Origin of the sequence: Paenibacillus sp. B2(2019), from assembly GCF_008370385.1 — a bacterium.
Lineage (GTDB): Bacteria > Bacillota > Bacilli > Paenibacillales > Paenibacillaceae > Paenibacillus_AQ.
The window spans coordinates 97,384-113,343 of the sequence record NZ_VTZR01000015.1; the positions used below are offsets into that span (position 1 = coordinate 97,384).

General features: G+C 48.2%; 10 protein-coding genes. 8 read left to right on the top strand and 2 right to left on the bottom strand.

The annotated features are described in order from the left end of the window. Positions 1 to 83: 83 nt before the first annotated feature. The 8 genes from PAENI_RS13705 (at position 84) to PAENI_RS13740 (ending at position 12,568) form a co-directional block, all read left to right on the top strand. Entirely contained in the window at positions 84 to 2,729 is a 2,646-nt protein-coding gene (locus PAENI_RS13705; RefSeq protein WP_149645647.1) for a glycoside hydrolase family 2 protein, read from the top strand. After that, positions 2,722 to 4,827, top strand: coding sequence for a dienelactone hydrolase family protein (locus PAENI_RS13710; protein WP_149645648.1), 2,106 nt, complete (start codon positions 2,722 to 2,724; stop codon positions 4,825 to 4,827). The genes PAENI_RS13705 and PAENI_RS13710 overlap by 8 nt, the downstream gene beginning before the upstream one ends. A 276-nt stretch (positions 4,828 to 5,103) precedes the next feature. After that, positions 5,104 to 6,036 (top strand): carbohydrate ABC transporter permease, encoded by a 933-nt coding sequence (locus PAENI_RS13715; RefSeq protein ID WP_218640913.1) that lies wholly within the window; start codon positions 5,104 to 5,106, stop codon positions 6,034 to 6,036. Between the two features lie 62 nt (positions 6,037 to 6,098). Further along, positions 6,099 to 6,926 carry a carbohydrate ABC transporter permease gene (locus PAENI_RS13720; RefSeq protein WP_223178945.1) on the top strand — a complete coding sequence of 276 codons (828 nt, stop codon included), beginning with the start codon at positions 6,099 to 6,101 and terminating at the stop codon, positions 6,924 to 6,926. 141 nt (positions 6,927 to 7,067) lie between these two features. After that, the gene (locus tag PAENI_RS13725; RefSeq protein ID WP_149645650.1) at positions 7,068 to 8,495 is read left to right on the top strand and encodes an ABC transporter substrate-binding protein; all 1,428 of its coding nucleotides are present in this window, start codon (positions 7,068 to 7,070) and stop codon (positions 8,493 to 8,495) included. A 99-nt stretch (positions 8,496 to 8,594) separates the two neighbouring features. Beyond that, positions 8,595 to 11,042: an alpha-L-rhamnosidase-related protein gene (locus PAENI_RS13730; protein ID WP_149645651.1), complete on the top strand. Its 2,448-nt coding sequence runs from the start codon at positions 8,595 to 8,597 to the stop codon at positions 11,040 to 11,042. A 64-nt stretch (positions 11,043 to 11,106) separates the two neighbouring features. Continuing rightward, positions 11,107 to 12,135 (top strand): cache domain-containing protein, encoded by a 1,029-nt coding sequence (locus PAENI_RS13735; RefSeq protein WP_149645652.1) that lies wholly within the window; start codon positions 11,107 to 11,109, stop codon positions 12,133 to 12,135. Between the two features lie 184 nt (positions 12,136 to 12,319). Then, the gene (locus tag PAENI_RS13740) at positions 12,320 to 12,568 is read left to right on the top strand and encodes a hypothetical protein (protein WP_149645653.1); all 249 of its coding nucleotides are present in this window, start codon (positions 12,320 to 12,322) and stop codon (positions 12,566 to 12,568) included. Between the two features lie 218 nt (positions 12,569 to 12,786). On the opposite strand, the gene PAENI_RS13745 is transcribed toward PAENI_RS13740, so the two are convergent. Together PAENI_RS13745 and PAENI_RS13750 are read right to left on the bottom strand one after the other, a co-directional pair. Continuing rightward, a complete protein-coding gene (locus PAENI_RS13745) occupies positions 12,787 to 14,538 on the bottom strand; it encodes a cache domain-containing sensor histidine kinase (RefSeq protein ID WP_223178946.1) in 1,752 nt (583 codons plus the stop codon). 7 nt (positions 14,539 to 14,545) lie between these two features. Beyond that, on the bottom strand, positions 14,546 to 15,787 hold the full coding sequence (locus PAENI_RS13750) for a response regulator (protein WP_188114560.1): 1,242 nt from the start codon (positions 15,785 to 15,787) through the stop codon (positions 14,546 to 14,548). Positions 15,788 to 15,960 lie beyond the last annotated feature (173 nt).

The following is a 15,960-nucleotide window of genomic DNA, read 5'->3' on the forward strand; positions in this document are numbered from 1 at the left end:
AGCGCATTAACCGATGGCGCCAGAGCCGTTCTTAGTCATGAACAGCGCCAAATTAAGCAGGATTTGGGGGAACGGGAGAAGACATGAAACAAATTTTATTGAACGATCTAAAGTGGGAAGTCAAAGGGTACTGGCCTTGGGTGCCGTTAAAGGGCACCAGCATGGAGCTGGGGCAGGAATTGATGGGAGTTACAGACTGGATGCCAGCTACTGTGCCGGGTGGAGTTCATTATGATCTCTACAGACAGGGCTGGATTAGCAATCCTTATGAAGAGTTGAACAGCTTAAGCTGTGAATGGGTAGAGAACCGTTGGTGGGTTTACCGCACGACTTTGAAACATCTTGAGCTGAAGGCATCCCGAGTTGAACTGGTCTTTCAGGGGCTAGACTATGAAGCAGCTGTTTACGCCGACAATATCCTGTTGGGTGAACATAAGGGAATGTTCGAGCCGGCTGTATTTGATGTTACAGATCTCCTCTCGGAGCGGGAGGGTCTGGAAATCTCAGTGCTACTGAAGCAGGCACCGGATGAAATGGGGCAAATCGGCAAAACCTCGGCCACTTTCACGCAGAAGAGCCGTTTTAATTATAAATGGGATTTCTCCACCAGGTTAGTTAACGTCGGAATCTGGGATGATGTGGTACTGAGGGTTCACCGGGATTGTTCTTGGCAAGACGTGTCGATCACTACAGATGCAGAGCTTGGTGAGAATGACGGGCAGGTGTCTGGTCGAATTTCTATTCAGGCAAGCATCAAACAGATGGCTGGTCCTGAACATACAGGGAGGCTGACAGCGAGCATTACTTGTTCTGATCCGAAGGGGAATCCGCTGCTGGTTCAGACGTACTCTGTTCTTGCGGGAGGAGTTGTGAACGCGGAGCTCGAAATACCTGAACCTCAGCTATGGTATCCAAACGGTTACGGAGAACAACCGCTCTACAGCCTTGAGTTGAAGCTAATGGACGAAGACGATATAGAGCTCGATACACGAAGCTTACAGACAGGCATCCGCAAACTTAATTATATCCTTAATGAAGGAAGCCCCGACAACGCGCTACCTTATACGGTTGTGATCAACGGGTGCAAGATTTATATAAAAGGGGTAAATATGACACCCTTGGATCATCTCTACGGAAATGTGACGGTCGAACAGTATCAGCAAATGATCCATCTAATGAAAGCGGCACATATCAATCTCGTTCGGGTATGGGGCGGTGGAATCATTGAGAAGAAAGCGTTTTACGATTTATGTGATGTAAACGGCATTATGGTCTGGCAGGAGTTCATCCAATCGAGTTCTGGCATTGATAATATTCCATCCAAGCAGCCAGAGTTCCTGGAACTGCTGCGTAAGACGGCTTGCACCGCACTCTGCGACAAACGCAATCATGTATCACTAACGGTATGGAGCGGTGGAAATGAATTAATGAGTGAACCGAACAAGCCTTCAGACCTCAGTGATTCCAATCTGGCGATGCTAAAGGGGCTGGTAGAGCAGTATGATCCGCAGCGGCTCTTTCTGCCGACCTCGGCATCTGGTCCGGTGGAGTATATTACTGAAGCCAAGGGCCAGGGGTATGATGTTCATGGCTACTGGAAGTATATGGGCAACCCCTATCACTACGAATTATATGGCAGTAACGATAATCTGCTGCATAGCGAATTTGGAGTAGACGGTCTGAGTTCTCTCAAAAGCCTAGAGAAATTTCTGAATGAAGCCAACCAGCAGCCTGTCTCGATGGAGAACAGCGCGGTATGGAGACATCACGGGGAGTGGTGGGATACGCTAAGCCGTGAAGAGGAAATGTTCGGTAGCATGAATAATTTGAAGCAGTTCTCTGCTTGCAGCCAATGGATGCAGGCAGAAGGAATCCGCTTCGTGCTGGAGGCTAACCGTCGCCGCAAATTCCGGAACAGCGGCAGCATTGTCTGGCAGTTCAACGAGCCATGGCCGAATGTGTCTTGCACCAATCTTGTAGATTATTATGGTGAAACTAAAATGGCCTACCACTGGGTGAAACAAGCCTTCCGTCCGCAGCATGCTTCGCTAGATTATCGCAGCCTACTTTTAACGCCTGGTACTAGATTTCATGGAAATGTATTCGTGCATGGTGTGGATGGAGGCAAGGTAAAGGTTGATGCAGAAGTACTCGATGCAGCGGGCCGAGTCCTACATCGGCAATCCTTTGAGGCAGAAGGAGACAAAGAGCGTGCTGTCTGTGTTGGGGAGCTAAATTTCAGCGTGCCTAAGCATGAGGATCTATTATATTTTATCAGATTATCATTCCGGGAATTTGAAGGAGCGCTGCAGCAAAATTTATATGTGTTCTCTACCGCTAACCAACATCTTTATGCCCCAGCGCTTGATCTTACAGGCGGCAACCTTCTGGTGCGGCAGGAAAGCTTATGGCAACCTACTGGTGTAGGAAAGATAAGTCAGCAAGCTCACTTCACTCTCCATAATACTGGTAGTGAAGTACTGTTACATGTACATGCAGAGGAGAAGGGGAACCGCTACTGGATGGAAGCAGAAGAACAGTTCCTCACCCTTTTTCCAGGAGAAAAAAGGACGGTGACGGTTACTTGCACACCGAAACTGTCGGGAGGATTTCTGGCTGGGGAGAATTACTGTAGTACCGACGGTCTGCCAGAAATTAAATTTTGCTCGTTTCTGACAGCACATGGCGATACGATACCAGCAGATGGAGGAAAAGGAATTTATGAGTAAATCATTGTGTTTTGTACCGGGAAAATACGTTCCGCTAAGTCGTTTTATTCTGAGTGGCGGATCTGAACCCATTGCTCTACCCGTTACTAGGGCTGTGGCCGATTACTTAAAAATGCACGATGCAGAACTACTGCTGGCCTGCTTGCGGAGCGGTGAAGTAACTTATCACAAAGCCGGTTGGTCAACCCTGCGAGAGGATACAGTCGAGGCTGAGAACGCGGAAGGAACCCAGAATTCAGAGGAAGGAGTGTTCGTATTGGTCAGTCCGTTACTGATCAATACGCTTCCAGTAGTGTCACACTGGGATAACAGTGCTGCTGAGGGGAAAGGCGGCTTCCGTTATGGTGGGACCGACGGCATCGGGACCCTGCGGATGGACGAAGCTGGAGAGAAGGTTGTAGCTGAGCATGTACGGCTCTATAATAACGATCCAGATAGCCCTTATGTATACAATACCGAAGATTATCAGTTGTTCGGCAGTAACGAAGGGGATAAAGAACTTAAAACCCCGCAATTTGAACGCTATATTGGTGACCGCTACAGTCTCTATGCAGTAGATGATTTAGTTGCCATCTCCTTGAGCGACCGTATCCTTAAGACCTTCGGGTATCCGGTGGTCTACCGTAATGAATCCGCTGACGATGGGGCTCTTTTAAGCAATGCGCCTGTGTTTCAGCTCATTAGCGGCAGTCTGTTAGTTACGAAGAATGGTCAGCATAGCCTTGCGTCCTATATTTTGCCCCCCAATTGGAGTGCGAAAAACGTTAAGGGCTATCCGCTGTTATTCAACGGTTATTATGATGCCAATGAAAATACCTTCAGCACTGTAGGTCCCTCATTTCTGGAGATCATCGGAAAGACTCTGGCCAGCACAGGCAAAGGTGTTGTTGGTGTTCTCTGGAACGGCGGAGGTTACATCGGCAGCCGCTCCCTGCAAGGCTCCATTTACGCCGGCATTGGGGCGGCAATTGCCAGAGGCCAAGATAGCTATGGTGGTGATGCGGAGCAGGTTGTGGCCGTGGGTGGCTCACGCGGTGGGCTGACCGCGTTGCTGGCGGGAGGCAATCCTCTAAGGCTGCCGTACCGGGTGCGGTACACATTGTGTTATGCACCTCCGCTAATTCTGAACGGGCTTACTCGTGAGTTTGCGGAAGGGGCATGCCCGTTGATCTGGCACGTGGCAGAGGTGGACACCGGTTACTGGGATATCTGGAAGAAGGACTGGCGGCATCCTCAGACCGGAAGATCAGGTATCGAGACTCTGCTACAGACTCTTACGGGAGCTGGTGACTCTGCAAGTCTGCGGGAAACGACCGGACTGGAATCCGATTTCTTCCTAGACGGCCTTAAAGCGAGCGGCACTAAGCTACTGATAAACCACGGCACGCATGATGCCTTTACCCTCAGCCGATTCAGCTTTGCCTTCGCGGCCTTGATCCGGAGTCGCGGCATTCCACTTCGCCATGAGATCGGCTACCGCTTCGGGCATAACAACTGCACGGACCTTTACGAGCAGGCAGCGCTATGTCTAAAAGCTCTACTACAGGATCAGGAGCTTGAATTCGCTGGTACGATGCATTATCGCAGACGCAGTCCAGAAGCGGGCGAGTGGGAGCAGACGGAACGTTTTGTTCCGGTTCATCAGCCAGTTTTTCTGGAGGCACCGAAGTTCGTAGCGGTGGGTAGTCCAGTGGCTTGGACTCTTTATGGAGAGCCGGGAATGGAATACCGCCTAGAGCTGGGAATCCTAGATCAGCAGGCTTGGGAACAGAAGCAGCAGGTAGTCCGTAATGAGTGCATCACCCTCGCGTCCGGTGTTTTAGCTGACAAACAGCATCCTCTTGAACTCTGCTCGTGGCAGGATGGGGTAAGTCAACTCGCTGACGGGCAGCATACGGGTTATTATCTCTATGAGTTATCTTACAGGCTCAAGGGTGAACAGGACTGGAACGTAGTATCTCCATCCCGTGTGCCGCAGCCCGGCGTGGAGCCGCAGGCGGTACTCCGCATTTTGGAGGAGCAGCCCAATCCGGCGAGCGAAGCATTTCGAGCGGAAGCAGCCGTCCTATGCATTAGCTCAGGGCTAAGTGAGGCCTAAACAAAATGTCATACCATGAACATAAGCGGTGTACGACCATTCCGGTGCGTACATCGCTTTTTTTTGAAATATAAGAAAGTATAAGTTTCATACCATACTCAATCTCTTATATTTCTCGCATAAATGCTTACCAGCAAAATAAGTAGCTTTACAAACGCTTTCGCAGGGTTACCGGATTTCGAGGTTTTGTAGGAAGCGCTATCATTTAAATATAACAACTATACAACGCCTGACCGGAGTGAATTCTTGGCTTCGGGAGGAAGGAAGGACAGGAGCATGATTGGAAAAACCACTGAACTAAATCCTTTAATGACTAAGAAAAAGAAAGGTTATCCTGTGCGGCGTCTATTTAGAGATTGGTCATCTTGGATATTAATTGTCCCTACGCTGTTTGCCTTTTTCTTTTTTTCCTGGCAGCCGCTGGTCAAGGGCATTGTGCTCTCTTTTTTCAATACAGAGGGTTATAATGCCGTAAGCTTTGCCGGACTGCAGAATTACAAGGATGTGATACAGAACTCAGCGTTTCAGCAGACACTGACCAACTCTTTTGTATATGTGTTCTGGTCGCTGCTGATCGGTTTTGCTGTACCCATTATAGTCGCAGTTGTGATCAATGAGCTCAGGCATGGGAAATCGTTTTTCCGCTTTTCGGTCTTTTTTCCGAGCATGGTTCCCGGCATTGCTGCCTCGATGTTATGGATGTTTCTGTTTGAGCCTGGGAAGGGCGGCGTGCTGAATATTATGCTGAGTGCTCTGGGATTCCCGGTGCAGCAGTGGCTTCAGGACCCGGACATGACGATTATGCTTATTATCTTCACGATTACCTGGCGGAATTTTGGGGGAACGGTGCTGCTCTATCTAGCCAGTCTGCAAAGCATTAATCATGATCTGTACGAAGCGGCTTCCATCGATGGTGCGAATGTATGGCGGAGATTTAAAAGCATCACCATTCCGCAAATCTCCAGCATGATCGGATTGATGATGATTTTGCAGATTAGCGGTGTATTCCAGATTTTCAACGAGCCTCTGGTCATGACCGAGGGTGGGCCAAACAATGCCTCGATGACGTTGATGCTGCAAAGCTATTATTATGCGTTCCGAAGTTTTGAAGCAGGGCATTCCATGGCGCTGGGGGTTATTACTTTTCTTGTTCTGATGGTGCTAACTATTATTTATTTCCGGCTGGATAAGAAATTGAACAGGGAGTAGAAGCTATGAAAACAAAAGAAGCATTTGGTATTATCGGCAATATAGAATATAGATCACCTTGGGTGCGCGTTCTGTACTGGTGCATGTTCTTTCTGATGATTGTGCTGGCCGCCGTCTGTATTCTGCCTCCGGTCTGGATTATGGTCTCGAGTCTTAAAGACATCAAAGAGTTCTATGCGATCCCGCCCACCCTGATCCCTCGCTCATTCAATGTTGGCAAGCTATGGGAGACCTGGCAGGAATTTAACTTTCTCAGTTATTATCTGAACACGGCTTACTTAGCCCTTGGTTCTGTACTGTTCTGCCTTACGTTTAACGGGCTGGCAGGATATTTTTTTTCCAAGCTGAAGCCTCGAGGGAGTGCACTGCTGTTTGCCCTGATCGTGTGGACCATGATGGTTCCGAATACAGTCGGTATGGTGCCGCTGTTCAAAAACCTGATTGATTTTCCACTGCTGCACTTGAATCTGACCAATACCTACTGGCCGATGTGGTTTATGGCTGCCGTGAATCCAGTGGTAATTCTGATCTTCAAGAACTTTTTTGATACTATCCCACAGGCGCTGCTGGAAGCGGCCAAAATTGACGGAGCGAGCACCATCGGCATCTTTATCCGGGTGATCCTCCCCCTTAGCGGACCAGTTATGGCCACAATTACGATACTAACGATGAACAGTGTCTGGCAGGACTTCTTCTGGCCTTTTATGGTGTTGAAAGATAAATCGACCTGGTCGGTCATTGTGGCCATCTACAATCTGAAAGCAACTTTGCCGCAGGACATTCAGTTTATTGCGCTGACGTTTGCGATCCTGCCGCCGATTATCCTGTTTATTTTTTTCCAAAAGTACATTATGAACGGGCAATCCTTTGGTGGAAGTATTAAAGGGTAACATCACCCGATCACAAACCATTTCACAGTTTTGCCCCGTAGGGTGCTGCAGAAGGTGCGTGGTAAGATGATTTCAGATTCAAAAGAAAGCGCTTTACATGTTGTGAAGAATGCTTTAACAATAAGACTAGGGGGAATTACATTGAGAATTGAACACACCAAAAAAGTTACAGCTACACTGGCGCTAACGCTACTTCTTACGGCCGGTCTGGCTGGTTGCGGAGGCTCCAAAGAGGAGAATGCTGGAGGGAATACGGAGGAAGCGAGCAACAAACAGGTGACGATCAAGGTCAGTAACTGGCCGAAGCCGAATGAGGAAGCCAAAATCGCCCAGTATGAGCAGGTTATGGCGAAGATGAAAGCTAATTTTCCGGATATCATTGTGGACAAGGATGAATGGGGTTATGACGTCAGCTCTTTCCTGCCTAAAGCGGCCAGCGGTCAGCTTCCAACGGTTTACGAGACCTTTTTTACAGAAACAAGCAAAATTATCAAGGCAAATTACGCAGCTGATATAACGGATACTATGAAAAAATATGGCTATGATCAGGCGATCAATCCAGATCTGCTTAAGATGGTTACTAAAGACGGAAAATATTACGGGATTCCGAAGGACGGATACGTCATCGGCATGCTCTACAATATGAATCTCTTCAAGGAAGCTGGTTTGTTGGACGATAAAGGCATACCAAAGTTCCCTAAGACATATGATGAGCTGGCAGAAACCGCGCAGATCATCAAGCAAAAGACTGGTAAGGCGGGAATGTTCCTACCAACAAAAAGTGGCCAGGGCGGTTGGATGTTCATGAATATTGCCTGGGCTTACGGCGCGGAATTCGAAAAACAGGTAGATGGCAAATGGCAAGCGGTGTTCAATTCTCCAGAAGCAGCGGCAGCACTGCAATATGTGAAAGACTTGAAGTGGAAATATGATGTACTGCCGGACAATAATCTGGTGGATGTTACGAATGATATGTTCCGCTTGTTCGGAACTGATCAAGTCGCAATGAGCTTCGGCACGAATGACTGGTCTCCAGTCATCCAGCAGCAGACTAAAATGTCTAAAGATAATGTGGCAATGTCCGCACTTCCAGTCGGACCGATCGGTAAACCTGTAACCCTGCTCGGCGGTGGTCTATATATGTTCTCGCCTAATGTAACACCTGAGCAGATTGATGCTGGATTCAAATGGCTAAAAACCTACGGATTCACACCGGAATCCTCAGAGGAGGCTTTGACCGGCTGGGATATCGAGAAGAAGACACTGAGTGATCAGGGGCTGATCGTAGGCCCTTACGGACTGCGGATTTGGACAGATGAGAAACGGATCGGTGAAGAACAGAAGATTCTCGACAAATACAACAATGTAAACTTGGATTTGTTCCGTGATTATATGGACAACGGCAGTAAAGGCATGCGGGCAGAAGAGCCGGTCAACGCTCAGGAATTGTACCAGAAGCTGGATATTGTACTGCAAACCGTCCTAACGGACAAAAACGCAGATCCACTGGAGATTTTGACTAAGGCTGCTGAAGAATTCCAACGTGATTATCTCGATAAGGTGAAATAAACACAGTCAAACGGCGGCGTCGTCCTTCTGAAGGGCGGCGATGCCGTTTCTGCGTAGATTGCCAAATCTACTCTAAGGGATAAAGGAGAGGTGCATTATATGGCAGCAAAAGAATGGGGAGACTGGAGCGCGCGATGGATCTGGCCTTTGGATGAGGAAGGAACAGAAAGTTGGGAGCAGCAACACGAGCGAGTGTATTTTCGTAAAATGTTTGAGCTGCCAGCTGGAGCCGGGAGGGCCTACAGTCTGAATTTGGCCATTACTGCTGACAGCCGCTACAGACTCTTTGTTAACGGGCTGCGTTTATGGGCTGGTCCTTGCAAGGGTCATGTCCATGTTCAGTATTATGAGGAATTCAGTTTGGATGACGTTTTGCAACCAGGTATAAATGTGATTGCTGTTATGGTAGTTCATTATGCTGGGACTTCTCCCTTTGAACTGGGTGAAGACGGACCTCTATCTATCTGGCGTTCGCAAAAAGGCGGATTGCTTGTAGAAGCGGAAGTTATGAAAAATGGGCAGCTTGTGCAGGAACTGAATACAGATACCTCATGGAAAAGCATTAGGGACCACAGCTACCGGCTTCAACCGTTTCCGATTATGCGCTGGATGGGCGGATTGGAAGAGGTGGAGGGGGACGTAGCGCTGCTGGATTGGACACTGCCGGAATATGACGACAGCGCCTGGCTAGCCGCAGGGATTGTACAGCCGGTGCGGGATGATTATGGTCAATTAACCCCCTGGCAATTGGCGGAGCGACCGATTCCGCTGCTGTATGAGCGCGAGCAACTCTTCCTGAAGCTGATGCGCAGCAGCAGTGGTGAAGGGGAAGCCCTTTTTGAAAACGGGCATAGTCTGGAGCTGCGGAATGAAGCTGGTGGAGCCTCGACGCCATTAGCAGGAATACACGTGGAAGCGGGACAGCAACTCTGGCTGGAGTTGGATGCAGGTGAGCTAATCACAGCTTATCCGCAGCTTAAGCTCCTTGGGGGTAAAGGTAGCCGGATCACCCTACTGTACGCCGAGTGCTACGAAGAAGAGACTGGGGATGACGAGATCCGCCGCAAAGCTGTCCGCGATGATATGCAGGAGCATGTGTTAAGAGGCGGTTATGACAGCTACCATCCAGCCGGTTATGGCACCTCGGTGCAGATGGAATGCTATGAGCCATTCTGGTTTCGTACTTTCCGGTATGTCCGGCTGGAGGTGAATACTGGAGCTGAGCCTTTGACGATATCCGGCTTCAGTTATCGGGAGACCGGATATCCTTTGCTGCCGGAAGGAAGCTTTCATTGCAACGATGAACGATATAACCAGCTCTGGGAGCTGAGTGTCCGAACACTACAACGCTGCATGCATGAGACCTACGAGGATACGCCGTATTATGAACAGTTGCAATATACCATGGATACCAAACTAATGATGGAATTTACGTACCTGTTATCAGGAGACGACCGATTGGCACAGAGGGCAATGGAAGATTATAGGGCTTCGCAGCTGCCAAACGGCATGTTGCAAAGCCGCTACCCCTCCGTGCTGCCACAGGTCATTCCCTCCTTCTCCTTGTATTGGATCGGGATGATTCATGACCACTATAGATCCTTTGGAGATTTGGATATCGTAAATCAGTACCGACTGCCACTGTTATCCGTATTGGACTGGTTCGATCAGCGACTGACACCGCAGGGTCTGGTGGACAGAACACCTCGCCAATATTGGAATTATTTCGACTGGGTAGAAGAATGGCCAGTTGGTGCACCAGACTGTACGGATGATGCACCTGCAACCGTGCTTAGCCTGATGTATGCGAACGCATTGGGGCAATCGGCTGAATTACTTACCGCCAGCGGGTGGACGCAGATTGCATCAGAGTTGCGCCAGCGCAAAGCGGCGGTCAACGCTGCAGTACTGGATTGCTGTCGCCAAACGAATAGCCTAATGTTCCGCGACAGTCCGGCGGCAACAGCGGAAACGCAGCTTAGCCAGCATACGCAGGTCTGGGCGATTTTAGCTGGCACGGTGGACGCTGTAGAGGGGGCAGCACTACTAGAGAGTACAATGGCTGACACATCACTGGCTAAACTTTCGCTGCCGATGAGCTATTATCTTTTTCGCGCGTTGGAACATTGCGGATTGTATGACCGCTCCTTCGGACTATGGGCTCGTTGGATGAAACAGCTGGATTTGAACCTCACTACACTCCCAGAAATGGACTCTGTTGGAACCAGAAGTGACTGTCACGCCTGGAGCGCGCTGCCGATCACTGAGTTCACAAGAGGGATATTGGGTGTCCGGCAAGGGATAGAGGGAATAACCATAAAGCCACATTGCGGCGAACTGCAACAGGCCAATGGAATCGTAAGCACAAGTCTGGGTCCAATACATGTAAAATGGGAAATCCATTCAGAAGCGGGACATAAAAGCTTCCATTTTGAAGCTAACTGGCCAGCCGGTTCGGCGATTACAATTATCTTGCCTAATCATGAAGTGCTGCTAACAGATGCAGGTTCTTTTTATAAAGAGATCGACTTTAGTCACTTTAGCTGATAGTCTGATTTCAATTGATCTTCGTTTTCGTTGATTCATACACCAGAGGGGGATGGGGAGTTATATGTTCAGATCATTCGGCCGCAACATCCGCCTTGTCCTGGTGCTATTTATTACCGTTTACATTGCTGCTTCGAGTTTTATTCTGTACCGTACTATGGAGCATAGAAGTTTGGACATGCTGCGGCAGTTGTCTGTTCAATACACTGGTCAGCAGCATAAGAACACCCTTTTGTTCATGAACTGGCTAGAGGAGACCTCCAAGCTTATCTCCAACAATCAGGTGGTACAGAATGCGTTGAAAAAACCAGCATATGACGGAGCGATTTCTCCGATACTTGAGGGCATTCGCTCCTCTAGCAGTGACATTCTCGGCATTTATATTTGGGGTGAAGCAGGGGGGACGTACTCCTCGAGCAATGTATCCGGGCTTCTCCCCTTTACAGAGATCAAGAAAGTTCCGGGGATGGAACAATTTCTGGATAATCGGGAACAGGCTTTGCGCTGGACGGTGCTGAACCGGGAACATCTGATGAACGCGCCTTCTGATCTGCGCGACCGTCTGCTGCTTGAGGTGAAAATTCAGAACACGGAGGGGCAAGTTTTAGGTCTGCTCTCGCTCGAAGTTGAGATTGACAAGCTGTACAGCTTCTACCTGTCAGGCAAGAATACGATCTACGGCGAGAATGAAGTTTATCTGCTGACAAGTAACGGAAAGCTACTGAATGCGGCGGATGTGCCCATGAAGCGACTGCAAGAAATTAGAACTGCGCTGGCCACACCAAAAAGAGATAATCCAGCTATGCCGGAAGAACAAGATAGTTCTAGTAGCGGTGCTATGGATTTGTTGGAGCGTGAAACGGCCGACGGCTTGATTTTGCTGTATCCGCTGCCCGAATCGGACGAGCGGATTGTCACCTATATCTCTGCAGACGGCATGAATGCAGAGCTGCGGACATTTAAGTATTTAATGATTGGATTAAACATCGTCGTGTTCATAGTGTTCTGGTTGCTGATTTCAATGCTTAGTGGCAGTATTGTTAATCCGCTGAAACAGTTGTACTTGAAAATTAACTCCACGATGAAAGACTAAGACTGGCAGTCTGTATGGCAGCAGAATGGCAGACAGACTCTATGAAGCATTGGAATTTCAGGCTACCCGCTAAAATCTGCAAAAGCTCACTGGCTAGCAGTGCTTATATCTACTTGGGCGGGAACCGATCACAGCGAACCTACTTCGTAGGGGTTTGTTGCAATAGAACATATGGGGTGAAAAAATGAGAATGTATGCTCTTCTTACAGAACCAATAGGGGACATCAGTAAGGTAATGTTTTATGAATCAAAGTATCGTGTTTATTTATTTCTATTTGAAACTCATGAAAATAAGGGTGCAAATGCTGACTATTGTTATGAAACATTAGAAGAAGCAATGGAATTCTGCAATGAGGAACTAAACATAGTTGAGGAACAGTGGGTTGTTATTAACGATCCCAAAGACGGGGAACAACACGATATTTTTTATTAAACCAGTATTGACAGCATTGAGCAAACAGGAAACGTTACTGAAACGTAATAGCGACAGTCCAGGGCTTCATTTTCCCCGCGACATTGAGCAGAATATCTACCCACACTGCTCACACGTCAAAAAAAGAAATCGTTCATTGTGAGAAAAGTGGAAGTACCACCTACCTCTCAAAAAAGGAACGATTTCTTTGTAGTGTCCGCATTCATTAACAATCTTAGTTAATTGGGCAGCTCCTTCTTCAAGCTAATCGTAACCGTGGTGCCTTGCCCCGGAGTGCTGGAGATGCTTAGCCCATATTGAGGACCGTATTCCAGCTTGATCCGTTCGTCCACATTTCGCAACCCATATCCGCTCTGGAACAGCACATCTTCCTTAGCTTGGCTAAGTGTCGCGCCGTTGGCAAAGCCGACTCCATCATCCGTCACTGTAAAGCGAATCTCATCCTCCAGCAGCTCGCCTTTAATCCAGATTCTGCCCATGCCACGTTTCTCGCTGATGCCGTGTTTAATCGCATTCTCTGCGATAGGCTGAAGAATCAGCTTTAGAATGCGGACTTTGCGCAGCGATTCCTCAATATCGTATTCAATCTCGAATTTATTCGGGAAACGCATTTGCTCGACCGTCACAAAACTCTCCACCAAACGGATTTCTTCGTCGACAGTAACGAATTTATCGCCTTTATGCAGGCTAATCCGAAAAAAGGTCGCCAGAGAAGAAATCAGCCGCTCAATGTCGGGCTGCTTCTTCAGCCGGGCAATCCAGGCAATCGCATCCAACGTATTATATAGAAAATGGGGATTGATCTGCGACTGCAGCGCAGTCAGCTCCGCCTTGCGCTGCTTCTCTTTTTCCTCATCTTTTTCAAGCATTAATTGGCTGATCCGTTCTACCATCTGATAGTAGCTGTTCTCTAGCTGGAAAATCTCATCGACCTGTGCCCGCTGCTCATACACAGCAGCTAAGTCTTTTTTGCCAAACAGACTCAGCTTCTTCTTCAAGTTCAGTAGCGGACGGGTGATTTTGGCTGCTAAATAGAAGGAAAGAATCAGTAGGACAATGAAGGTGACACTGGCGAAAAGAAGAGCATTTCGGTTGCCCTTAGCGATTCCTTCCAGCAACTTGTGGCTAGAAATCACACTGGTGAACTCCCAGCTAACGCCAAGCGTCTCCAACCTAGGATTCAAAGGATAAGTAGCGATGATATAGGAATTCCCGTTATCTGACCAGGTGCGGTAGCCTTCTTTCTGACCCGGACGAAGAGGGGCGTTCTCCTCCAAAAAATTGCCTAAGAGCCGCTTGTCGGGGTGAGAAATAATCCGGTCGCTGGAAGTCAGGAAGGAGTAGCCAATGCCAGTGAAACTGGAGGAATAAAGATCTGCCAAGGCGGCTTCTCTGACATAGATGATGACGACCCCGATATTTTGCCCCGTATTGAAGTTGCGGAATTGCTGTCCGAAGGGGATATAGGCATTGCCGTCCCCATCCCGTTTAATTTCACCGACAACAGGCATGCTGCTCTCCTGTATCCTTTTAATGAATAGGGCTTCGGGAACCTCGAGCATCTGCTCCTTAGACTGATAAGAGTAAAGCATATTATCATTGGTGTTGATAATCACATTGCCCACGAGATCATTCTGTGCCAGCATGCCGTCGATGATAGCACCGATCCGTGATTCCTTGTCTGCTGCCGGCAGGGAATCGTTATTAATGATCTGGTAAATATCGCTGTTTACTAGAAAACGCAGGAACAACATCTGAATGTCATCGACCATCAACTCCACACTGAGCCCAATTTGGCGCTGAGTCTGGACGACATGACGGTATAGATCCTTTTGCAGATAGGTGTAGGAATAGAAGTTAAAAATAACAAGCATCAGCACCAGATGCAGAGACAATCCCACTAACAGGACAACAACAATCCGACTTTTGATCTTGAACCTGCGCATCCAAGAATCAATCCGGTTAGCCATCGTTAGCTTAACCATAGGTTTTTGCATATTCGCTCGGCGGGATGCCCGTCATCTTTTTGAAAATCTGGCTAAAGTATTTGGAGTCGGTGAAACCAACCTGATTGCCCACCTCATAGACCCGGTACATCGGATTGCGCAGCATACGTTTGGCTTCTTCAATCCGATATTCCGTCAGACATTCATAGAAAGTCTTGTTCAAATCTTTGCGGAATAGATGCATTAAATGGGTTGGACTGACGAACACCGCAGCAGCAACCATCTCCACGGTAATGTTCCCAGCATAATGCTCCCGGATAAAAGCGAGGGCGTCTCTGATTTCACGCCGGCATCGAGCTCCGGCCTCTTCCTCAGCGTACAACACGCGTTCAATACCAGACAATGCACGCTGCGCAGCAAGCACAGCCTGTTTGTATGAATCTACGATTCCATTCCATTTTTCAGTTGGTTTGCCGATTCCAACGCTAAGAGCCTGGCCGAAGTGCTGCTGGCTCCATTCCGATAGCTGCTTACCTAATCTGCGGGCAGAATCACCAGCAAGCTCAGGTTCATCGGTTCGGAGAATCATAACCCACTCCAGATGACTATCGCGGAATAGACAGAGCTGTTCAAAAGAATACGCTTCCAGAATAACCGCTGCTTCATCCTCCAACGCTTTGCCTACATCAGTTCCTTGAAGACCATTATCAGCAGGGAAGGCTATGGACAGCGGCAGCAAAGCTTTTCCTGGTTCCAATTGCAGCTCCAGCAGCTTTATTTTGCTGGTAATGAATTCCTCACTATGCAGCTGGCCATGCAGTAAATCCTGCCAGAATTGTTTGGATATCGCGGCAATTTCCTCATTAAGCTGTGAATATCGCTTGGAGAGTTGCTTTTTCCCCAGGATTTCATCGCCAACGCTTCGTACTGTATCTGCGAGTTCTTCTATATTAATGGGCTTCAGCAAATAAGTGGAGGCACCATAACGTAATGCAGCCTGCGCATATTGAAATTCGTCATAACCGCTAAGTACGACAATGCCTACGAGCATGTCCTGCTCCCGTATTTTCTCGATAAGTTCAAGACCGTTCATATACGGCATACGGATATCGGTAATAATCACATCCGGGCGGTGTTGTAGTGCAAGCTCCAAACCCTCCTCGCCATTGCTGGCTTCTCCTATGATCTCGACGTTGTATTCTGCCCAGTCTATGGTTTGGGTGATGCCCATACGGACGAGATATTCATCATCTACTATAAGCGCTTTCAACATTGGCCTCACCTCGAAGTAGTTTCTAATATGTCTTACAGTCATTATAAACATGAAACCTCTTTTAGAGGAGCGGTAATTTCTCAGTTGTCAGGATCACAAACGATTTCGCAGTATGTTCACCGGTGGCTAAGTACAAAAATGTCCGCATAGCCGAAGTTCTAAACATTTCAACA

Excerpts from the sequence above, each read along its gene's own strand:
- PAENI_RS13750 (WP_188114560.1), bottom strand. The coding sequence starts at position 15,787 with ATGTTGAAAGCGCTTATAGTAGATGATGAATATCTCGTCCGTATGGGC.
- PAENI_RS13705 (WP_149645647.1), top strand. The coding sequence starts at position 84 with ATGAAACAAATTTTATTGAACGATCTAAAGTGGGAAGTCAAAGGGTAC.
- PAENI_RS13710 (WP_149645648.1), top strand. The coding sequence starts at position 2,722 with ATGAGTAAATCATTGTGTTTTGTACCGGGAAAATACGTTCCGCTAAGT.
- PAENI_RS13740 (WP_149645653.1), top strand. The coding sequence starts at position 12,320 with ATGAGAATGTATGCTCTTCTTACAGAACCAATAGGGGACATCAGTAAG.
- PAENI_RS13730 (WP_149645651.1), top strand. The coding sequence starts at position 8,595 with ATGGCAGCAAAAGAATGGGGAGACTGGAGCGCGCGATGGATCTGGCCT.
- PAENI_RS13735 (WP_149645652.1), top strand. The coding sequence starts at position 11,107 with ATGTTCAGATCATTCGGCCGCAACATCCGCCTTGTCCTGGTGCTATTT.
- PAENI_RS13745 (WP_223178946.1), bottom strand. The coding sequence starts at position 14,538 with ATGGCTAACCGGATTGATTCTTGGATGCGCAGGTTCAAGATCAAAAGT.
- PAENI_RS13715 (WP_218640913.1), top strand. The coding sequence starts at position 5,104 with ATGATTGGAAAAACCACTGAACTAAATCCTTTAATGACTAAGAAAAAG.